We start from the raw sequence: 19973 nt of genomic DNA on the forward strand, positions 1-19973 counted from the left end.
GTCTATTTCCGGATCGTGTTGCGCTTGCTATTCGTCGTCAGCTTCTTCAGGACGAACTCCTGAAAGACGTTGTTCATGGCGTCCCCGGCGATGCCGAGCAGGCCGTTCACGACGGTGACCCTGGCGCCTTTGCGGTCTTCCGGCGCGTAGTAGAGGTTCGAAAGAGCACCCGCGGACATGTCGCCCAGCACGGTCGAATAGTTGAACTGGTGCCGGCCGTTGTCACCACGTGTCACAACGGTCCGGGTGACGGCATAGAGAAAGCGCTTCCGTACGGTGCCTGTCCCACGATAAAAGTAGCGTGGATCCTGGTGGAAGAGGGACGGGTAGATCGCTCCGCCCAGGAATGTGCCGGAGACGAGGTTGCCCAGATCTGCCCCATACCTGCGACCGTAGCCGGCTGCCCCCTGACCATACCCGGGAAAGGCGTTCGCTGCCTGCTGGACACCTGCTACCGTGCCTACCAGCAGTAGATTGCCGGGATCGCTGGCGTTCTTAAATGCGAGTCGAAACTTCTGTCCGGAGGTCAGCGGTGCGGCCCGGTACATGTAGCTGACAAAGAAGTTGGGGATGATGCCGGCCACGCGCTGTTGCTCCGCCATCTGGATCTGGGCCTGGGCGATGTCCTTCTGTGAAGCCGTAACGCTCACCGAGTCGCTTGCCGCTGGATGCAGTGTGAACGTCGTCGTTGCCGTGTTCGCTTCTGGGGCCAGCTTCACCACGCCCGAGACCGGGCTGAAGCCGTCGCGCGAGACGACGACGGTGTAGTTGCCGGGCGGCAGATCGCTGATGGCGAAGCTCCCGTTGGCGTCGGTCTCTGCCTCGCGTGTGGGCAGCAGCGGCGCGCTAAGTTCCGCCTTTGCGCCGGGCAGCGGATCACCTTCGGGCGAGGTCACGTGACCGTTCAGGTTGCAGTAGGTGACGTTCTGCTGGCCTGCATCGGCAGACGACAGGATGGGGTGTACAGGCGCAAGGGTGTTCCACTGCTGCGCGTGGAGCGCGGGCGCAGACAGGGCGGACAGTGCGAGGAGGCCGGCGACCGCACGCTCTTGGAGCGGCCAAAGGCCGCGGGGGTCTGAGGGAATCTTCAACATGAACTGGGTGTTGGATGCAGGCATCGTGCAGCCATCCGAGGGCTAGCGTTCGAACATCGGCCATGGCTGCTTCTGGCCGACAGACCAGCCGCAGATGGGTGGCATCTATACACCTGCCGCGTCGTTTCCCCCATCGCGGTTCGGAGAGATTGTGAACGAGGCACCGTCGCGCCCTCTCTGGCGCGCGAGCATCCTGCTGTCGCTGACCTTGGCTTTTGTAAGCTGGCAATCTGCACGCGCTTCACTTGCCGTGCTGGTGGGTGAGCCCTTCGGCAGCTTCGGCACCATGATGCCACTGGGGCATACGGCCATCTATCTGAACCATGTCTGTGCGGACGGTCCGCTGAAGGTGCGACTGTGCCGGCCGGACGAGCCGCAGGGCGTTGTCCTGGCGCGTTACCACGCGATTGGTCAGTATGACTGGCTGGCCACGCCCATCATGGATTTCCTCTACGCCACGCACGACCCAGCAGAGGTGCTCGCCTTTGCCACGCCGCAGAAGGTATGGGCCATGCGCGAAAGGTACCGCGAACGCTTCCTGCGCGAGGTGGTTCCCGACGGCAAGCAGGGAACCATGAATGGCGATGGCAGCGCGAAACATGCGCACGACCTGGATGAGTGGTGGGAGACTGCGGGCATGGCATATCAGCGGCGCCTGTGGGCCTATGAAGTGTCCACTACGCCCGAGCAGGATGCGACGCTGGTCGCGGTGATGAACGACCAGGCGAATCGCCACCGCTATCACCTGAGCGGCGCCAACTGCGCGGACTTTGCGGCGGAGCTTCTGAATCTGTACTACCCCGGTGCGGTGCGTCACGCTGACCGCATCGCCGACTACGGCCTGATGACGCCGAAGCACGTGGTGCGCAGCCTGACCGGATACGCGGAGAAGCATCCGGAATTGGACATGCATGTGTGGGAGATTGCGCAGATACCGGGTTCGCTGCGACGCAGCAAGACGGTGTGGGGCGGGGTGGAATCGGCGTTGAAGACGAAGCGGTACCTCTTCACGCTGCTGGTCATCCAGCCAGAGGTACCGCTGGTACTGGAGGCGCTGTACCTGCGGCATGGCCGCTGGAAGCTGGGGCAAGGCGCGCAGCCCATGCCGCCGTTGATGCAGACCGGGCCGGAAGAAACTGTGGCGGCCACTCCAACGGCGCTGGAGCCGGCTGGATCAGAGTAGACAGATCGATCCAGCCGGTTCCATCCGTGACGCTACTTTGAGTTTCCGAAGAGCACGCCGCTCTGGTTGTTGCGGATGCACTTGGTGTAGTTGAACAGGAAGGTGTCACGCATGCGGGCGTAGTCCGCTGCAGTCTTGATCGGCGTCTTTGCGGGGTTCAGCAGGTACACGGTCGTCACCACGTGCGTGCGGTCGTCGATCAGCAGGTAGATGCCGAGCGTCTTGCCGTCTACCGCGTTGCGATCCAGGCCGGCAATGCTAAAGGCGTTGAACGGCGACTTCCGCGTGGTGTTGCGCGATACGTTCTTGTCGGACGCGATGATGTCGTCAAAGTCGTCGAAGAGCGCCTTGCGATTGGCGATGAAGTTCGCTTCGGGCAGCAGTTCGATCTTGGCGCTGGCGTACGGATCGGATCCTGGGTAGGCAAAATCGACGCGCCGGCCGGCGAGCAGGGGAACGGTGCCTGCCTTGCCGTGGGACTGTACCGGACGCTGTTTCACATCGTCCGGCATGGGAACGATGTTCGTAATCTGCAGGCCGTCCGGGAAGGAGCACGACTCATATGGCTTCAGTTGCGGAAAGGACTGCGGAGCGGCGGTCTTCGGCGCAGATGCCGCGGCGCTGGGCAGCGGCGTGGACAGCGTCTTGCGTGGCGCCGGCTTCGGGCCGGCGGCTGGAGCGGTTTGAGCGGGCAGCGCAGCCACTGGCAGCAGGAGGACGGCGACGATGGCGGAGCGGGAGAAGCACAGCATCTCTGAACACTACCGGAAGCGCCGTCGTATACTCAAGCCATGTCAGTCGTCAAGAATATCGCAGGCATCGCCAAGGGCATGAGCATCACCTTCAAGGAGATGCTGCAGCCGTCAGAGGTCGAAAACTACCCAGACGGCCCCGGGCCGATGCGTGGCGCCATCTTTCAGGAGCGCTTTCGCGGCAAGCACCAGTTGCAGCGCGACGAGAACGGCCTGGAGAAGTGCGTCGCCTGCTTTCTGTGCGCGGCAGCCTGCCCGTCGAACTGCATCTACATTGAAGCTGCGGAGAACACCGAAGAGACGCGCATCTCCTCCGCCGAGCGCTATGCGAAGGTCTACAACATCGACTACAACCGCTGCATCTTCTGCGGCTACTGTGTCGAAGCATGCCCCACGGATGCAATCACGCACGGCCACGGGTTTGAGCTGGCCAGCCTGAATGCGACCAACCTGGTCATGCGCAAGGAAGATCTGTTGATGCCCACGGCGGCAAAGCCGTTGAAGCCGGGCAGCAGCGAAGACCGCGTCGATTTGCTCTCGTAGATCGACGCTGGACGCTACAGCGCCGAAATCTCCTGCATCTTGCGGACGGCCGGCGCCATGTCGACAAAGTTCCATGCCTTCACGATCTGGCCGTTCGACCATTCTGCGGTAGCAAACCCTGACAGTTCCGCAGGAGCGTCCGACGCGTCTTTGCTGGCGTGCATCGCGGCCGTCCAGCGGACCGCGGACTTGTTACCTTCCACGAAGACGTCTTCCACCTTCAGGTGGATCTTCGGAAACGCTTCGTGCAACTGCACGACCGTCGCGCGGAAGCCAGCGGCATCCTGAACCGAGTTCGCATCAGGAAAGCCGTGCGCCTGCGCGTTGCTTGCAAGCAGCTCATCGACGGTGTCCAGCCGTCCCTGATTCCAAACTTCTTCAAACCACCGGTGCGTCAATTCCCGAACATCCTGCATGGCTTTCCTCCAGTCCAGGCAGACTAAGCAGCATCGAAAGGTGTGGCAAGAGAATTTGCGAGGAACGCTCGTAAATTCCGCCAATCGGAGACCGGTTTCGCAAAACGGCTCCGCGGTCGGAGAATAGAAGCATGACAGTTCTGAATGAAACGCCGGCAGTAACGGGAACGACCCCGAGTTTCGATGCGAGCAATCCCTTCTTTGCGCCCAGCACGCTTCCGTACTCCGCGCCACCGTTCGACCTGATCCGCGAAGAGCACTACATGCCCGCGTTTGAAGCCGGCATGGCCGAAAACCGTGCCGAGGTGGACGCCATCATCGCGAACCCCGACGCCCCCAGCTTTGACAACACGCTGGTTGCGCTGGAAAAGAGTGGCGACCTGTTGAGCCGAGTGGCCACAGCGTTCTACGCCATCGCAGGAGCGAACACGAACGCTGCGCTCCAGCAGATGCAGCAGGATGTCGCGCCAAAGCTGTCCGCGCACAGCGACAGCATCAACCTGGATGAACGCTTGTTCGCGCGCGTGAAGTCTTTGTATGAGCAGCGGGAGTCGCTGGGACTCGACGCGGAGTCGATGCGTCTGTTAGAGATCACCTACGACGGCTTCGTGAAGGCCGGCGCGCTGTTGAGCGAGCCAGATAAGAACACGCTGCGCGCGCTCAACACCGAGCAATCGACGCTGCAGGCAAAGTTCATTAACCGAGTGCTGGCAGCGATGAAGGAAGGCGGCCTGCACGTGGCGACGCGCGAAGCGCTGGATGGCCTGTCCGATGCCGAGATTGCCGAAGCTGCCGAGGCAGCGAAGTCGCGCGAGCTGGATGGCTTCTATCTCTCACTGCAAAACACCACGCAACAGCCGGCGCTCGCGTCGCTGACCAATCGTGAGACACGCGAGGCACTCTGGAAGGCGTCGCTCACGCGGGCAGAGCAGAGCAACGATCACGACACACGCGAGATGATCTCGCGGCTGGCGCAACTGCGCGCGCAGCGTGCGAACCTGCTGGGCTACAAGAGCTACGCCGCATGGAAGCTGTCAGACCAGATGGCGCGCACCCCGGATGCTGCTGTGAAGTTTCTGGACAACCTTGTCCCCGCTGCTCTGAGCGGCGCCAAGTCTGAGGCACGCGAGATGCAGGCGCTGATTGAAGCGACTGGCGATGGCTTCCTGCTGGAGCCGTGGGACTGGGCCTTCTACGCCGAGGCCGTTCGCAAGGCAAAGTACGACATCAACGAAGACGAGGTGAAGCAGTACTTCGAACTGAACCGCGTCTTCGAAGGCGGTGTCTTGTTCGCGGCGACGGAACTCTACGGCATTACCTTCCGCAGGCGGAACGATCTGCCGGTCTACCACCCGGACGTGGTGACCTACGAGGTCTTCAATGCGGACGGCTCACATCTCGCACTGCTGTACTGCGACTTCTACCGCCGCGATTCAAAACGCGGTGGAGCGTGGATGAGTTCTCTGCTGACACAGTCGAAGCTGTTGAATCACGCGCCCATCATCACGAACGTCTGCAACTACACGAAGCCTGTGGGGGATGAGCCATCGCTGATCGATAGCGACGAAGTGCAGACACTCTTTCACGAGTTCGGTCATGCGCTGCATGGTCTCTTCAGTGAGGCGACCTATCCGTCGCTTAGCGGTACAGCGGTCCCGCGCGACTTTGTGGAGTTCCCATCGCAGTTCAATGAGCACTGGGCTTCCTACCCGACCATTTTCAATAACTACGCGAAGCACTGGAAGACGGGCGAGGTGATGCCTGCCGATCTGCAGACAAAGCTGAAGGCGACGAAGAACTTCAATGGCGGGCACGCGCTGACGGAGGTCCTGGCTGCGGCTGAGTTGGACATGCAGTGGCACACACTGCCTGCCGACAGCGAAGCGCAGGATGCGTCCGCCTTTGAAGCGGCGGCGCTGGAGCGTGCCGGCGTGGCAATGTACCTCGTCCCGCCACGCTATCGCTCCACTTACTTCTCGCATATCTTTGGCGGCGGTTATGCCGCGGGCTACTACGCCTACCTGTGGGCGGAGATGCTGGATAGCGATGCCTACCACTGGTTCGAAGCAAACGGCGGACTCACGCGCGCCAACGGCGATCGCCTGCGCAACATGGTGCTCTCACGCGGGAACACGGCTGATCCTGCGGACCTCTATCGTGCGTGGGCAGGCCGCGATCCCGTCATCGGACCGATGCTGCAGCAGCGCGGCATCCCTGACTCGGCCGTTGCTGGATAGAACCTAGGGCTGTCATCCAGCGTCGCTCAGGATGACAGCCTTTGTTGAAGCTAGGCTTCCGGATCGTAATTCAGATTCGGCCCAAGCCAGCGCTCAACTTCCACCAGCGGCATGCCCTTACGCTTCGCATAGTCCTGCACCTGGTCGCGATCGATCTTGCCCAGCGAGAAGAATCGCGACTCGGGGTGTGCGAAATAGATGCCGCTCACGCTCGATCCAGGCCACATCGCGAAGGACTCGGTGATCTCAATGCCGGTGTTCGCCTGTGCATCCAGCAGGCGCCAGATGGTGCCCTTCTCCGTGTGGTCTGGGCATGCGGGATACCCGGGCGCCGGGCGGATGCCACGGTACTTCTCTGCGATGATCTGCTGCGTGGTCAGGCCTTCATTGCAGCCGAAGCCCCACTGATCGCGCACACGTTTGTGCAGCGCTTCCGCGAACGCCTCCGCAAGACGATCCGCGACAGCCTCAGCCATGATGGCGCTGTAGTCATCATGCTGCGCGCGGAATCCGTCGCACAACTCCTTCAAACCAAGTCCAGACGTAACGGCGAAGGCACCGATGGTATCTGGCAGGCCAGTCTCCTTCGGCGCAATGAAGTCAGCAAGCGAACGGCATGGCTCGTTGCCATCGCGATGCGCCTGCTGCCGCAGGAAGTAGAAGTGCTCGCGGACTTCTGAGCGTGACGCATCGCTGTAGAGCTCAACGTCATCCCCAATTGCACTCGCCGGGAAGAATCCATACACACCACGCGCGCGCAGCAGGTTCTCACCCACAATGCGGTCGAGCATCTTGTTCGCGTTTACGTAGAGCTCGCGCGCCTCTTCCCCCTGCAGCTTGTCGTCGAGGATGCGTGGATAGATGCCCTTCAATCCCCACGTATGGAAAAAGGGCGACCAGTCGATGTACTCGCGCAGTTCCGTAAGAGGGAAGTGATCGAGCACGCGCACGCCGAAGAACTCCGGCTGTGCAATCTCTTCGCTGCGCCACTCGATCGGCGTGCGGCGCAGGCGTGCCGTCGCGATGGGCACCATGGGCTGCTTGGGTGCCAGGTGTGCCTTGCGAACGGCGTCGTACTCCGCGGCGTGTTGTGCCACGTACTGCGCACGATTGTCTTCACTCAACAGGTTCGTCGTCACCGGCACAGCTCGGCTTGCATCGGTCACATGAACCACAGGTTGACCGTAGTGCGGAGCAATCTTGATGGCTGTATGCGCGCGGCTTGTCGTTGCACCGCCGATCAGCAGCGGGATCGTGAAGCCCTGTCGCTCCATCTCCTTCGCTACATGCACCATCTCGTCGAGTGAAGGCGTGATGAGACCGCTAAGGCCGATGATGTCTGCGTTCACTTCCTTCGCGCGCGCAAGGATCTTCTCCGCGGGCACCATCACGCCCATGTCGAAGACTTCGTAGTTATTGCAGGCAAGCACCACGCCAACGATGTTCTTGCCGATGTCGTGCACGTCGCCTTTCACCGTCGCGAGCACAATCTTGCCCTGCGTGCGCATGACGATGCCCGCCGCGGCCATCTCGGCCTTCTCGGCTTCCATAAACGGGAAGAGATACGCGACGGCTTTCTTCATGACGCGAGCCGACTTCACCACCTGCGGCAGAAACATCTTGCCCGCACCAAAGAGATCGCCGACAACGCTCATGCCCTCCATCAGCGGGCCTTCGATCACCAGCAGCGGACGCCCCAGCTTCGCGCGAGCCTCTTCCGTGTCTTCGTCGATGTACGCATCGATGCCCTTAACCAGCGCATGGGAGAGACGTTCTTCGACCGTTCCGCTGCGCCACTCTTCGGCCTTCTTCGCGGCTGCTTCCGGGTTGCTGGTGCCTGCGGCCTTGAGCTGCTCGCCATAGTCGACCAGTCGCTCCGTCGCGTCCGGCCTGCGATTCAGCAGGACATCTTCGACAAGCACTTTGAGCTCGGGCTCAATCGCGTCGTAAAGCTCCAGCATGCCGGCGTTGACGATGCCCATGTCCATACCCGCGGCGATCGCGTGATACAGGAAGGCCGAGTGCATCGCCTCGCGAACCTTGTTGTTCCCGCGGAAGCTGAACGAGATGTTGCTGACGCCGCCGCTCACCTTCGCATGCGGCAGGTTCGCCTTGATCCAGCGCGTCGCGTTGATGAAGTCGACGGCGTAGTTGTTGTGCTCTTCCATGCCCGTCGCAACGGTCAGGATGTTCGGATCGAAGATGATGTCTTCGGCAGGGAAGCCAACCTCATCGACAAGGATGCGATAGGCGCGCTCGCAGATACGGATCTTGTCTTCATACGTTGCGGCCTGGCCCTGCTCATCGAAGGCCATCACGACAACGGCCGCGCCATACTTCAACACGGTGCGCGCATTCTGCCGAAACTTGTCCTCGCCTTCTTTCAGCGAGATGGAGTTGACGATGCCCTTGCCCTGCAGGCACTTCAGCCCGGCCTCGATGACCTCCCACTTGGAGGAGTCGACCATGAAGGGCACCTTGGCCACTTCAGGCTCGCTGGCGAGCAGCTGCAGATAGCGGCTCATCGCGGCGACGCCGTCGATCATGCCCTCGTCCATGCAGATGTCGATGACGTTCGCGCCATTCTCCACCTGCTGGCGCGCGACGCTGACGGCTTCTTCGTACTTGCCCTCCTTGATCAGCTTCGCGAACTTCGGCGAACCAGCCACGTTGGTGCGTTCGCCCAGCATGATGAAGACGCCGGCCTGCTGTGTGAAGGGCTGTGATCCGCTTAAACGGAGGGGCTTACTGTCACCGGTCATGCGCGTGCACCTGCCAGTTCCAGTGCATACTCGCGCGGATGCTTGCCTTCCAGCGCCTTTGCAATCGCGGCGATGTGGTCCGGCGTGTTGCCGCAGCATCCGCCGGCAATGTTGATCAGTCCGTTCTTCGCAAAGTCGCCCAGGAAGCGCGCCATGTCATCCGGCTCAAGATCGAAGCCCGTTGGCGAAAGGGGATTGGGCAGGCCTGCGTTTGGATAGCAGGAGATCGCAGTGTCTGCCTTTGCCGCCAGCTCCGTCAGGAACGGATACATCAGGTCGGGTCCGATGGAGCAGTTCAAACCCACACTCAGCGGCTTCACATGCTTCACCGCGTTCCAGAAAGCTTCCACGGTCTGCGCAGAGATCATCGTCTCGCCACCGCGGCCCACCGCAGCAGAGATCATCACCGGCAGGTCCTGCTTGTCTTCATCGAAGACCTCGCGAATGGCCACAAGTGCAGCCTTCGCGTTCAAGGAATCGAAGATTGTCTCGACCAGCAGAACATCCGACCCACCGGCGATCAGCGCTCGCACCTGGTGCTTGTACGCGGTCAGCACCTGGTCGAACGTGACGACGCGAAATCCGGGATCATCGGCATCGGGCGAGTTCGAAAGCGACACCGTCAGCGGCCCGATCGCACCTGCCACAAAGCGTTGACGACCCGTGTCGTTCGACGTCCGGTCGGCGAGCTCACGGCACTGCCGTGCAGAGGTCTCATTGATCTCCCAGGCCAGGTCATTCAGCATGGGGTCGTCCATGATTTTCTGGTAAAACTCCGGATCCTTGCGGCCACCGTGTTCGCGCGGATCATCCACGAAAAACTCGCTCTGCGAGATACCCGTGGCGCCGAAGGTATTGGTCTCGATAATGTCCGCGCCAGCGTTTAGAAAACGCTGGTGAATATCGCAGATCATTGCCGGCTGCGTCAGCGAAAAGATGTCGCCATTGTTCAGCAGATCCTTGGGCGCGTCTTTGAAACGCTCGCCGCGCATGTCGGCTTCTGTCATGCCATAGGTGCGGATGGTCGTGCCCATCGCACCATCAATGATGGCGATGCGGTCTTCCAGGACTTTGCTTAGTGCGTGTTTACTCTTCAACATGGCGAAGATTAGATGATATCGAACGCAGGAAGTACCAAGGGCCTGCGCCTGTAGCCATGGTGGGTTCGCGTCCGGTAAACTACTGGTATCGCACCTATGCATTCGAATCCTGGCCCTCCCCGGAGCCTGGCCTTCGACTGCAGACAGAGCGACCTACACACATGTCCCCCTTACCCCCCGATCCTTCGGCCAAAAGCATCCTGCATATCTGCGCGCGCGAGATGCTACGTCCCCTGCGCGACCAGATCCTGCGGCTTTCTGGCTTCTTTGTCGATTCCACCCTGTCGACCGCGGAAGGGCTCTCGCTCTTCTGGGGCAAGCACTATGACCTGGTGCTGATCGACGTGGAAGGCGAACACAAGGTCAGCGACGCGGAAGAGATGTGTTCTGAGATCAAGACAGCACAGCCCGATCAGATGGTGGCATTTGTCTGCAATTGGCGTGTCGCGATCATGACCGACTGCCCCGACGAAATTCTGCGGACGGAGTTTGACCCGCAGCGCTTTGTCTCCGGCGTCAAGGGCATGATCACGGAAGCCAGCTAGCTACGGCGACTGCGTCCGCGTCTCTGTGTCCACTTCCTGCTGGATCATTGCCTGCACGTTGTCCCAGACCTTCGGATCGTTTTCGATCTCAATGTGCGGACGCATAAACGTGCGTGCAAACCACGGAAACTCGCTCGTATCCACTGGCGACGACTTATAACTGACCCTGTTATTTCCAAGGATCATAGTCTTTGCAGGGTCGGCTGCGCGAATGCTGCGGCGGCCGCTGAGCAGGCCCTCCGTCTGGTAAAAGTTCATGGCCCGGTGGACGTTCGCGGGGATCGTCTGGTCGTCCTCGCCGAACTTCTGCACGGAATCCACCTGGATAGTCAGAAGCACCGGCACACCCAGACGTTCAAGCCGGCGCGCAATGTTCACCGTCTCCGATGCTCCCCAGCTATGGCCGTACAGAACGATGCGCGCATTCTTCTTTTCACCATCGGTAAGCGTGCCGCTGCCGTCTTCGTCCAAATAGTGAAGGACAGCGTTCATCGCTCGTCCGGCGTCATGATTTGCAAACGTCAGCACGGTCAGCCGCTCTCCGTTGCGCTCTCGTAGATCGCGGGCGATCACGGCTTCCTTATGGACGAAGTTGCTGGCCTTTACGCGACCGCCCATGAAGCCAAGCACAAGCGTGGGCCGATCGGCGGTCTTTGCCGGAAGCAAAAATTGAGCGGGCACAGCGGTCGCCAGGCCAGCGAAGAAAGTCGCTGTGGCGATCCGGAGAAGGAGAGGGAAGTGAGGCATTGGCCTTAGTTTGGATGATCCCAGGCGTGCGAACCGATCACTCAATGTACCCCCGCAGACCAACACTTTGCGCTCGGTTACGGGTCTTCCATCTTGACGGCACTACAAACCTGGGAAGTAAACGCTACATCCTAACCCGGAGACGCAAGAAGAACTTGGGGGATGTGCAGCGCTTTGGAGTCCAGAAGATGAGTTTTATCCGCGGTCACATACCGCAGTCCACTTCATGCCTTCGATGGCTCAAGCGCTTCGCCGCGGCATTTGTTGTGCTGCACTGCGCGACCTTCGCGCATGCGTCGGTCGCACTGTTGATGGAAGAGCCTTATGGACGTTTCGGCGCCTTCAATCCGACGGGACACGCCGCGGTCTACCTGAACAAAGTCTGCGCCGTAACCCCCACACAGCTTCGCACGTGTCAGCCGGGCGAACTCGGCGTCGTCATCAGCCGATATCACAAAATCCATCACAACGACTGGATCGCCATGCCGCTTGTGCCCTACCTCTATTCCGTAGAGGAGGCCTCGCAGGTGCCGAAGTCCGTCACGAAAGAAGATGTGAAGGTGCTGCGCGATGCCTACTGGCGGGCCCATCTCCAGCAGCTTGCACCGGCCAAACAGGATGGGGAAGTTCCGAAAGGCGAGTGGACGCAATTGGTCGGCTCTTCCTTCGATCGCAAGATTCACGGCTTCGAAGCGGAAACGACGACTGAAGAGGACGAGCACCTGATCGCGTACTTCAACGATCGCCGTAACATCGGCCACTTCAATATCTTCTTCCATAACTGTGCGGACTTTTCGCGCGTCGTGCTCAGCATCTACTTTCCGGACGCCATCCACCGCAGCTTCATCGCAGATCTTGGCATCACCACGCCGAAGCAGGTGGCGAAGTCGCTGGTAAAGTACGGCAAAAAGCACCCGGAACTGAAGATGTCCGCCTTCACCATTCTGCAGGTGCCGGGCACGGTAAAGCGCAGCCACGCGGTCGATGGCGTCGCGGAGTCGCTGGTGAAGAGCAAAAAGTACATGTTGCCGCTCATCGTGCTGCAGCCCGAGTTTGCCGGCGCACTCGCCGCCGGTTATCTCTCCGAAGGCCGAATGCGCCTACCCAAGAATGCGCGGATCTTTGAGGTGGGTGACATGGTGCCCGACAACTCTGAAGACGCGGCCACACCCATGGGCGGGCCGATCGCCAGGACGGACTCGCCAGAAGGGTTGCCGAACAGCACCACGGCGCCCGAAGAGCCTGCGGCGTCTCCTGCCACATCAACACCGCAGTAGCCCCGCCATTGCATCCGTCGACCCAAGGTGCTACAAAGGTTCAATCAAGTCTGCAACTGTAAGGTTGCAGGCCTGAGTTTCATGAAGAGTGGCTGAGGGACGAGCCCTGCGACGCCACGACAACCGGACGAGTCTGTACCGGTGTCACCTCTCTCCTGGGCAACAGGGAACATGAGATTCGGGATACAGCCCCCACGCACGGTGTGGGCAAGCGGTATGACCGTCTAATCAGACTTCCATCCGCACGCGGCCATTCCGGCAGGTGCGTCTTCCCAGCAGAGCGTCGCACGTTTTCGCACACCTCTTCCGCTCTAAGGAAGAAGGATTCATGTCGTCTGCCTCGTCTGCGTGTACCCCGTACGAGCTCTACTCCAAGGAGTCGGGCAAGAGCTATGGCAACCAGCCGCTCTCCATCTGCGATGAGTCGTTTACGCCACTGGAAGTGCGCTACGACCTGGAAGCCGCACGCACCATCTTCACGAAGAAGGCCATCGAAGCCGGCCCCGACAACATGTGGCGCTACAGCGGCCTGCTGCCCATCCCCGAGGGCTTTCAGCCCGACCTGCCCGTCGGCTTGACGCCGCTGGTGCGTGCAAAGAGCTTGGGCAAGCGCCTGGGCGCAAGCAATCTCTATGTGAAGAACGACGCCGTCTGCTTTCCCACGCTGTCGTTCAAGGACCGCGTCGTCGCTGTGGCGCTCGCGAACGCCCGCGCCTTCGGGTTCGATGTCGTCGGCTGCTCTTCGACCGGCAATCTTGCAAACTCAGTCGCTGCGCAGTCCGCCCGGCTTGGCATGAAGAGCTGCATCCTCGTCCCAGCCGACCTTGAGCCCGCGAAGATCCTCAACACCCTCATCTACGGCGCGCGCCTCGTTCGCATCGACGGCAACTACGACCACGTCAACCGCCTCTGCTCGCTCATTGCCGACCAGTACAACTGGGGCTTCGTGAACGTGAATCTGCGACCCTACTATGCTGAGGGTTCGAAGTCGGTCGGCTACGAGATCGCAGAACAGCTCGGCTGGAAGCTGCCTGACAACGTCGTCGTGCCCATGGCCGGCGGTTCGCTGATCCGCAAGATCAAGAAGGCCTTCGACGAGCTTGCCTTCCTCGGCCTGGTCGAAGCGAAGCATGTACGCTTCTTCGGCGCACAGGCTACCGGCTGCTCGCCCATCGCGCAGGCTGTGAAGAACAACACCGAAACCATCACACCGCAGAAGCCCAACACCATCGCTCGCTCGCTGGCCATCGGCAACCCGGCAGACGGTCCCTTCGCCTCACGCATGATTCGTGAGACGGGCGGCTGGGCTGAGGATGTCTCAGACGTCGAGATCGTCAGCGGCATCCAGGAACTGGCGGAGACAGAAGGCATCTTCACCGAGACCGCCGGCGGCGTGACGACCGCAGTTACCGCGCGCCTCATCGCGCAGGGACGCATCGTTGCGGACGAGACCACGGTGGTCTGCATCACGGGCAACGGCCTCAAGACTACCGATTGCATCGCAGACCGCTTTACGCTGGGCCGCGCAGTTCGCCCGCGTCTGGCGGACTTTGAGGATTACATCAACGAGCTGGACGGCATCACTGCACCTGCAGAACCCGAACTGGCCATTGCAGGAGGGAAGTAACTTGTCGATTCGCGTAATGCTACCCGCCGCCTTTGCGCGGCACACCGCAGGCACCAAGCAGGTCCAGTCCGAAGCCACCACGCTACCCACGCTGGTGGAAGATCTGGGAACGAAATTCCCCGAGCTGGGACTGCACATCAAGGACGAGTCTGGCACGCTGCGGAAGTTCATTAACGTCTACGTCAACGACGAAGACATTCGCTTCCTCGGTGGCGATACCTACCAGTTCCAGGATCGCGATGAAGTCATGTTTATTCCGTCGATCGCCGGTGGTCGCGACTAACGAATTCGTCCGAAAACTGACGAAATGAAAGAGGGGATGCGCCAAGGCGCATCCCCTCTTGTCTTGCAGATTCGCGCCAGATCTAGACACCGTGCATCAGCAGAACGATCAGTACGATGATCGCCAGAATACCGAGTCCACCGCTCGGATAGTAGCCCCAGCCGCGGCTGTAGGGCAGTATCGGCGACGTACCAAAGGCAAGCACCAGAAGGATGATCAGCAGGATCAGCATCGAAGTTCTCCAGTTGAAATTCCGCGCAACCGCGCGTCACAACAAGCTAGATGCGCCACAAACCTCCCCATGTTTCCTGCTTCGCCAGAAATGATTTCTGCCTGCACATGCAACCACCGTTCGCACAGCCGCTTCTATGTATGGGTTTGCGGTTCCGATATAGGAGCGCGGGAGGAAGTACAGATGTTTCTTGCAATTGCCGGTGTGTTGTTTCTGCTGTGGATCCTTGGCGAAGTCTTCACGCATGGCGCCAGTCTTCTTATCCACATCCTCGCCATCGTGTGGGTGATCTCGCTCATCGGTGGACTGTTCAGCGGCCGCAAGGCGTAAAAGCGTTAAAGTTTTCGCAATGCAGAAGGGCCGGCTTTCGCCGGCCCTTTCTATTTGTCTTGAGGGTGAGGGATCGTTACTGACGCGCTTCCGTCGCAGGGCGAATCGCAGTCGGTGGCGGCATGGTCTTCGCCAGTGCCTCCGGCTTCTCTTCTTCCAGCTTCGGCAGCTTGCCTTCCAGTGCGAGTTCCAGCACATCGTCCATCTCGCTGACGAAGTGCAGCTTCATCTCGTCCTTGATCAACTGCGGCAACTCGTCAAAGTCCTTCTCGTTGTCCTTCGGCATGATGGCTTCGCGGATGCCGGTGCGATGCGCCGCCAGCAGCTTTTCCTTCAGACCGCCGATGGCGAGCACCTTGCCGCGCAGCGTGATCTCGCCCGTCATTGCGATGTCGCGGCGAACCGGGATCATCGTCAGGGCAGACGTGAGCGCCGTTGCCAGCGTAATGCCGGCCGACGGACCATCCTTCGGGATCGCGCCCTCCGGCACGTGCACGTGGATGTCGATGTTGCGATAGAAGTCCTTGGGCAGGCCAAGGTGCTGCGCGCGGCTGCGGACGTAACTCAGGGCCGCCTGCGCACTCTCCTGCATCACATCGCCAAGCTGCCCCGTTGTGGTCAGCTTGCCCTTGCCATCCAGTACCTGCACTTCCGCCTGCAGGATCGCTCCGCCGACTTCTGTCCAGGCCAGGCCCGTCACAAGACCGATCTCGCTCTTCTCCTGCATGATCGAGTCGCGGAACTTCTGTGCACCCAGGAACTCCGTGATGTTCTCCGCGGTGATCGTCTCCTTCGTGTGCTTCGCGCCCGCCTTTACGACATGGCGAACCACCTTGCGGCAGACGTTTCCGATCTCGCGCTCCAGGTTACGGACGCCGGCCTCGCGCGTATAACCGCGGATCAGCTCCTTCAGGCCGCCATCGGTGAACTCAATGTTCTCCTCCGTCAGGCCAGTACCCTCGCGCTGCTTCTTCAGCAGGTACTGTTTCGCGATCTCGAGCTTTTCGACCTCGGTGTATCCATGCAGCCGCAGGATCTCCATACGGTCCTGCAGAGGGCCGGGGATCGTATGCAGAACATTCGCCGTCGCCACGAACAGCACCTGCGACAGGTCATACTCCACATCCAGGTAATGATCCTGGAAGGTCGAATTCTGTTCCGGGTCCAGCACTTCCAACAATGCCGAAGCCGGGTCGCCACGGAAGTCCGAGGCCATCTTGTCGATCTCGTCCAGCATGATCACCGGATTCTTCGTGCCGGCCTTCTTCATGCTCTGGATGATCTGGCCGGGCAGGGAACCGATGTACGTTCGGCGATGCCCGCGGATCTCGGCCTCGTCACGCACACCGCCCAGCGACATCCGGACGAACTTGCGGCCGGTCGCCTTGGCAATGCTCATACCCAGCGAGGTCTTACCCACGCCCGGAGGTCCGACGAAGCAAAGGATCGAACCCTTCGGATTCTTCACTAACTGACGCACCGCCAGGAACTCCAGGATGCGGTCCTTGATCTTCGGCAGGCCGTAGTGATCCTCGTTCAGGATCGTCTCCGCGTGCTCGATGCTGCGGATATCCTTCGAACGCTTCTTCCACGGCACGGCCAGCAGCCAGTCCAGGTAGTTGCGGCTCACGGTCGACTCAGCCGACATCGGCGGCATCGCCTCCAGCTTCTTCAGCTCCTGAATCGCCTTATCGAAGACATCCTTCGGCATGCCGGCGGCTTCAATCTTCTTCTTCAGCTCGTCCCACTCGGACTTTTCGCCGCGGCCCAGTTCCTTCTGGATGGCCTTGATCTTCTCGTTGAGGTAGTACTCTTTCTGCGCGCGCTCCATCTGCCGCTTCACGCGCGATTGCACGGTGCGGTCCATGTTGAGCTTCTCAATCGCAATGTCGAGTACGTCCGCAATCTTCGCCAGGCGCAACGCCGGGTCGAAGATATCCAGTAATTCCTGCTTTTCTTCGATGGAGAGCTGCAGGTTCGCAGCGATCACGTCAGCCAGTTTCGTCGGCTCGTCCGTGCGCACGCTGGCGACCATCGTCTCGTAGTTCAGGCTCTGCTGCAGCTTCAGGTGCTGCTCGAAGCGCTGCTGTACCACCTGCATCAACTGCTCAATCTGCGGTGTGACGACAAGCTCGCTCTTGCCGGTGCGAACGGTCGCGACAAAGAAGCCGTCGTCGTCATTCAGCTCCAGCGTGCGGGCGCGCTCGACGCCTTCCACCAGCACCTTGATGTTGCCGTCCGGCATCTTCACGGACTGCACAATGTTTCCAATGGTGCCGGTCTCAAAGATGTCGTCGCCGCTTGGTTCGTCAATTGACGCGTCGTGCTGGGTCGCCAGGAAGATCTTGCGATCGCCTGTCAATGCCTCTTCCAACGCACGCACGCTGGATTCGCGGCCGACGACGAACGGAGTCATCATGTGCGGGAAGATGACCATATCGCGGATGGGCATCATGGGGAGCTTGCGTACATCGCCGTGGGGTGCATCTGTTTGTTTAGGCATGGTCTCCCTCATTAGACGTCCAAATGCGTCGCAGGATGCGGATGCACTCGATCGCTTCCGGAGATTGTAGCGCCTAACAGGCATTCGCACGCACGCCAGTGACGGCCTGCGCAGCTCGCATTTATGGTGCGATATCAAAAGGGCACTGAGTTTGAAACTCAGTGCCCTTCAGTAATCTCCAGCGAATCGTTTGGTGCGTGAACTACCCGGCCTTCTCCAACTGAACGGGGATCGTCACATTGCGGTTCTTAACCTGATCCGCTGTGATTTCGATCTCCTTGACCTTCTTGTTCGTCGGCACGGTGTACATCAGGTCGAGCATCAGCTCTTCCAGGATCATGCGCAGACCACGCGCACCCACCTTGCGGTTCAGGGCCTCGTGCGCCACGGCCTGTGCAGCCTCGGCAGTCCACGTCACCTTGACGCCTTCGAACTCGAACAGCTTCGCGTACTGCTTCAGAATGGCGTTCCGCGGACGCGTCAGGATGTCGATCAGTGCAGCCTCGTCCAGTTCGTCCAGGATGCCAAGCACCGGCAGACGTCCCACAAACTCGGGAATCAGGCCGTACTTCAACAGATCCTGCGGCTCCGCCTGGCGAAGCAGCTCACTGTCACGCTGTGCGCGAATCGGCGTAACTTCCGCCTCCTTCACGTCCAGCCCGGCAGTCTTGAAGCCGAGCGCCTTCTTGCCAATACGGCGACCGATCACCTTTTCAAGTCCGACGAAAGCTCCACCGCATATGAACAGGATGTTCGTCGTGTCCACAATGGTGAACTCCTGGTGCGGATGCTTACGTCCACCCTGCGGCGGAACGTTGGCAACGGTGCCTTCCAGCAGCTTCAGCAATGCCTGCTGCACGCCCTCACCGCTCACATCGCGCGTGATGCTCGGGTTCTCATCCTTACGGCCGATCTTGTCGATCTCGTCGATGTAGATGATGCCCTGCTGCGCGCGCGTTACGTCGCCGTCGGCAGCCTGCAGCAGCTTCAGGATGATGTTCTCGACATCCTCGCCCACATAGCCGGCTTCGGTCAGCGTGGTCGCATCGACAATCGCAAAGGGCACGTCCAGCATCTTTGCCAGCGTCTGAGCCAGCAGCGTCTTGCCGCTGCCCGTAGGGCCTACCAGCAGAATGTTCGACTTCGCCAGCTCAACATCGTTGCCGCGCGTGCGGTTCATCTGGATACGCTTGTAGTGGTTGTAAACAGCGACCGCGAGCTTCTTCTTCGTCAGGTCCTGGCCAATCACGTACTCATCCAGGAACGCCTTGACCTCGTGCGGCTTGGGCAGATGCGCGGGCGCTGTACCGGCCTGCACTTCCGTGCGGTCATCCTCGAGGATTGAGTTGCACACGGCAACACACTCATCGCAGATGTAAGCGCGGGGATAATCTGAAGGGGATGAGATAAGCTTTGCGACTGCATCCTGCGACTTGTGGCAGAAGGAACAGCGCAGAGAGTCGTCAGAACCTTTGGAAGTTTTCATGCGGATCCGCAACTCCTCTCCGGGCAAACCAGCACCCGGCAGAGCTTAAGTTTACACCCCTGTTCCCGTCCGCGTGACGCCACAGAGTACATCCAAAGCGTCATTTGGACCGAGCTTTCCACACCGGGAACGGTTCCGAATCAGTCATTTCCGTCAACTGGCGGCGCAACCCAAAAGGACGGCCATGTACAACTCGCCCCATTTTGAAATCACCTCTACCCAGGAGATGCACGCGGTCGTCCGCGCCTGCGGTCTGGCGCAGTTCATCACCGCAACTGCCGCAGGCCTGCTCGCCACGCCACTTCCGCTGTTTCTGGACGCATCGGAAGGCACCTTCGGCACCCTCTACGGCCACGTCGCCCGCGCAAACCAGCAATGGAAGACGACTCCAGAGCACGAGGCACTGGCCATCTTTCCGACCGTAGATGCATACATCACGCCGTCCTGGTACGAGATCAAGGCAGAGACGGGAAAGGTCGTCCCCACTTGGGACTATGAGACGGTGCACGCCTACGGCACGGTCGAATTCTTCGACGACCCGGAACGCCTCCTCGACGCCGTCACCCGCCTGACCGACCTGCACGAAGACGGGCGTCCCGAGCCGTGGCGCGTGACCGATGCTCCGGACGACTTCATCCGGTCGCAACTGCGCGGCATCGTAGGGATCCGCATGCCCATCACGCGGCTGGAAGGGAAGCGCAAGATGAGCCAGAACCGCAGCGAAGCCGACCGATCCGGTGTGGTCACGGGGCTGACGCAATCGGAACGCGCAGAAGATCGCCTGGTAGCAGCACTGGTCCCGCTCAAAGAGTCGTAGTCGCAATAGGAAAAGGCCCGGCAGAAGCCGGGCCTTTCC

17 protein-coding genes, 1 pseudogene and 1 riboswitch are annotated in these 19973 nt (G+C 60.4%); of the genes and pseudogenes, 9 read left to right on the plus strand and 9 right to left on the minus strand.

From position 1 onward, the window contains the following. Positions 1 to 2: 2 nt before the first annotated feature. A complete protein-coding gene (locus TERRO_RS06535) occupies positions 3 to 1118 on the minus strand; it encodes a carboxypeptidase-like regulatory domain-containing protein (RefSeq protein ID WP_014785206.1) in 1116 nt (371 codons plus the stop codon). 127 nt (positions 1119 to 1245) lie between these two features. Here TERRO_RS06535 and TERRO_RS06540 point away from each other — a divergent pair, with 127 nt between their 5' ends. Beyond that, positions 1246 to 2277 (plus strand): DUF4105 domain-containing protein, encoded by a 1032-nt coding sequence (locus TERRO_RS06540; RefSeq protein WP_245536234.1) that lies wholly within the window; start codon positions 1246 to 1248, stop codon positions 2275 to 2277. 32 nt (positions 2278 to 2309) lie between these two features. Here TERRO_RS06540 and TERRO_RS06545 read toward each other — a convergent pair whose 3' ends face one another. Next, positions 2310 to 3029 carry a hypothetical protein gene (locus TERRO_RS06545; RefSeq protein ID WP_014785208.1) on the minus strand — a complete coding sequence of 240 codons (720 nt, stop codon included), beginning with the start codon at positions 3027 to 3029 and terminating at the stop codon, positions 2310 to 2312. A 21-nt stretch (positions 3030 to 3050) separates the two neighbouring features. Here TERRO_RS06545 and nuoI point away from each other — a divergent pair. Then, positions 3051 to 3572, plus strand: a pseudogene (gene nuoI / locus TERRO_RS06550) (NADH-quinone oxidoreductase subunit NuoI); the annotation flags it as partial. Between the two features lie 14 nt (positions 3573 to 3586). Here nuoI and TERRO_RS21910 read toward each other — a convergent pair. Next, positions 3587 to 3988: an ester cyclase gene (locus TERRO_RS21910; protein ID WP_014785210.1), complete on the minus strand. Its 402-nt coding sequence runs from the start codon at positions 3986 to 3988 to the stop codon at positions 3587 to 3589. A gap of 131 nt (positions 3989 to 4119) precedes the next feature. On the opposite strand from TERRO_RS21910, the gene TERRO_RS06560 reads away from it, so the two are divergent. After that, positions 4120 to 6225 carry a M3 family metallopeptidase gene (locus TERRO_RS06560; RefSeq protein WP_014785211.1) on the plus strand — a complete coding sequence of 702 codons (2106 nt, stop codon included), beginning with the start codon at positions 4120 to 4122 and terminating at the stop codon, positions 6223 to 6225. Positions 6226 to 6275: 50 nt separating this feature from the next. Here the strand turns inward: TERRO_RS06560 and metH are convergent, their stop codons facing one another. Both metH and TERRO_RS06570 read right to left on the minus strand, forming a co-directional pair. Then, positions 6276 to 8987, minus strand: a complete 2712-nt coding sequence (metH, locus tag TERRO_RS06565; RefSeq protein ID WP_014785212.1) for a methionine synthase — start codon at positions 8985 to 8987, stop codon at positions 6276 to 6278. Beyond that, positions 8984 to 10087: a homocysteine S-methyltransferase family protein gene (locus tag TERRO_RS06570; protein ID WP_014785213.1), complete on the minus strand. Its 1104-nt coding sequence runs from the start codon at positions 10085 to 10087 to the stop codon at positions 8984 to 8986. The genes metH and TERRO_RS06570 overlap by 4 nt, the downstream gene beginning before the upstream one ends. 161 nt (positions 10088 to 10248) lie before the next feature. On the opposite strand from TERRO_RS06570, the gene TERRO_RS06575 reads away from it, so the two are divergent. Then, positions 10249 to 10632 carry a response regulator gene (locus tag TERRO_RS06575; protein WP_041593079.1) on the plus strand — a complete coding sequence of 128 codons (384 nt, stop codon included), beginning with the start codon at positions 10249 to 10251 and terminating at the stop codon, positions 10630 to 10632. Here TERRO_RS06575 and TERRO_RS21915 read toward each other — a convergent pair whose 3' ends face one another. After that, the gene (locus tag TERRO_RS21915) at positions 10633 to 11379 is read right to left on the minus strand and encodes an alpha/beta hydrolase (RefSeq protein WP_014785215.1); all 747 of its coding nucleotides are present in this window, start codon (positions 11377 to 11379) and stop codon (positions 10633 to 10635) included. A gap of 188 nt (positions 11380 to 11567) precedes the next feature. On the opposite strand from TERRO_RS21915, the gene TERRO_RS06585 reads away from it, so the two are divergent. The 3 genes from TERRO_RS06585 (at position 11568) to TERRO_RS06595 (ending at position 14566) form a co-directional block, all read left to right on the plus strand. Then, a complete protein-coding gene (locus tag TERRO_RS06585) occupies positions 11568 to 12656 on the plus strand; it encodes a hypothetical protein (protein WP_014785216.1) in 1089 nt (362 codons plus the stop codon). Between the two features lie 76 nt (positions 12657 to 12732). Further along, positions 12733 to 12834: riboswitch (SAM riboswitch) on the plus strand. A 150-nt stretch (positions 12835 to 12984) separates the two neighbouring features. Next, positions 12985 to 14283, plus strand: a complete 1299-nt coding sequence (gene thrC, locus TERRO_RS06590) for a threonine synthase (RefSeq protein ID WP_014785217.1) — start codon at positions 12985 to 12987, stop codon at positions 14281 to 14283. Between the two features lies 1 nt (position 14284). After that, positions 14285 to 14566, plus strand: a complete 282-nt coding sequence (locus TERRO_RS06595) for a MoaD/ThiS family protein (protein ID WP_014785218.1) — start codon at positions 14285 to 14287, stop codon at positions 14564 to 14566. An 82-nt stretch (positions 14567 to 14648) separates the two neighbouring features. Here the strand turns inward: TERRO_RS06595 and TERRO_RS22625 are convergent, their stop codons facing one another. After that, entirely contained in the window at positions 14649 to 14798 is a 150-nt protein-coding gene (locus tag TERRO_RS22625) for a DUF3309 family protein (RefSeq protein WP_014785219.1), read from the minus strand. A gap of 183 nt (positions 14799 to 14981) precedes the next feature. Between TERRO_RS22625 and TERRO_RS23395 the strand changes: the two genes are divergently transcribed. Beyond that, the gene (locus TERRO_RS23395; RefSeq protein ID WP_014785220.1) at positions 14982 to 15128 is read left to right on the plus strand and encodes a DUF5670 family protein; all 147 of its coding nucleotides are present in this window, start codon (positions 14982 to 14984) and stop codon (positions 15126 to 15128) included. Between the two features lie 76 nt (positions 15129 to 15204). Here TERRO_RS23395 and lon read toward each other — a convergent pair whose 3' ends face one another. Beyond that, a complete protein-coding gene (gene lon / locus TERRO_RS06600; protein WP_014785221.1) occupies positions 15205 to 17631 on the minus strand; it encodes an endopeptidase La in 2427 nt (808 codons plus the stop codon). 202 nt (positions 17632 to 17833) lie between these two features. Continuing rightward, on the minus strand, positions 17834 to 19117 hold the full coding sequence (clpX, locus tag TERRO_RS06605) for an ATP-dependent Clp protease ATP-binding subunit ClpX (protein WP_014785222.1): 1284 nt from the start codon (positions 19115 to 19117) through the stop codon (positions 17834 to 17836). 184 nt (positions 19118 to 19301) lie between these two features. Here clpX and TERRO_RS06610 point away from each other — a divergent pair, with 184 nt between their 5' ends. Beyond that, complete coding sequence (locus TERRO_RS06610; RefSeq protein WP_014785223.1) at positions 19302 to 19934, plus strand: FMN-binding negative transcriptional regulator; 633 nt, start codon at positions 19302 to 19304, stop codon at positions 19932 to 19934. The last annotated feature ends 39 nt before the right edge of the window (positions 19935 to 19973 follow it).

Source organism: Terriglobus roseus DSM 18391, from assembly GCF_000265425.1.
GTDB lineage: Bacteria > Acidobacteriota > Terriglobia > Terriglobales > Acidobacteriaceae > Terriglobus > Terriglobus roseus.

Bases quoted from the DNA above. Each gene is read 5' to 3' on its own strand.
- metH (WP_014785212.1), bottom strand. From the start codon at position 8,987: ATGACCGGTGACAGTAAGCCCCTCCGTTTAAGCGGATCACAGCCCTTC.
- TERRO_RS21915 (WP_014785215.1), bottom strand. From the start codon at position 11,379: ATGCCTCACTTCCCTCTCCTTCTCCGGATCGCCACAGCGACTTTCTTC.
- TERRO_RS06570 (WP_014785213.1), bottom strand. From the start codon at position 10,087: ATGTTGAAGAGTAAACACGCACTAAGCAAAGTCCTGGAAGACCGCATC.
- TERRO_RS06560 (WP_014785211.1), top strand. From the start codon at position 4,120: ATGACAGTTCTGAATGAAACGCCGGCAGTAACGGGAACGACCCCGAGT.
- lon (WP_014785221.1), bottom strand. From the start codon at position 17,631: ATGCCTAAACAAACAGATGCACCCCACGGCGATGTACGCAAGCTCCCC.
- TERRO_RS21910 (WP_014785210.1), bottom strand. From the start codon at position 3,988: ATGCAGGATGTTCGGGAATTGACGCACCGGTGGTTTGAAGAAGTTTGG.
- clpX (WP_014785222.1), bottom strand. From the start codon at position 19,117: ATGAAAACTTCCAAAGGTTCTGACGACTCTCTGCGCTGTTCCTTCTGC.
- thrC (WP_014785217.1), top strand. From the start codon at position 12,985: ATGTCGTCTGCCTCGTCTGCGTGTACCCCGTACGAGCTCTACTCCAAG.
- TERRO_RS06535 (WP_014785206.1), bottom strand. From the start codon at position 1,118: ATGCCTGCATCCAACACCCAGTTCATGTTGAAGATTCCCTCAGACCCC.
- TERRO_RS06585 (WP_014785216.1), top strand. From the start codon at position 11,568: ATGAGTTTTATCCGCGGTCACATACCGCAGTCCACTTCATGCCTTCGA.
- TERRO_RS06610 (WP_014785223.1), top strand. From the start codon at position 19,302: ATGTACAACTCGCCCCATTTTGAAATCACCTCTACCCAGGAGATGCAC.
- TERRO_RS23395 (WP_014785220.1), top strand. From the start codon at position 14,982: ATGTTTCTTGCAATTGCCGGTGTGTTGTTTCTGCTGTGGATCCTTGGC.
- TERRO_RS22625 (WP_014785219.1), bottom strand. From the start codon at position 14,798: ATGCTGATCCTGCTGATCATCCTTCTGGTGCTTGCCTTTGGTACGTCG.
- TERRO_RS06575 (WP_041593079.1), top strand. From the start codon at position 10,249: ATGTCCCCCTTACCCCCCGATCCTTCGGCCAAAAGCATCCTGCATATC.
- TERRO_RS06545 (WP_014785208.1), bottom strand. From the start codon at position 3,029: ATGCTGTGCTTCTCCCGCTCCGCCATCGTCGCCGTCCTCCTGCTGCCA.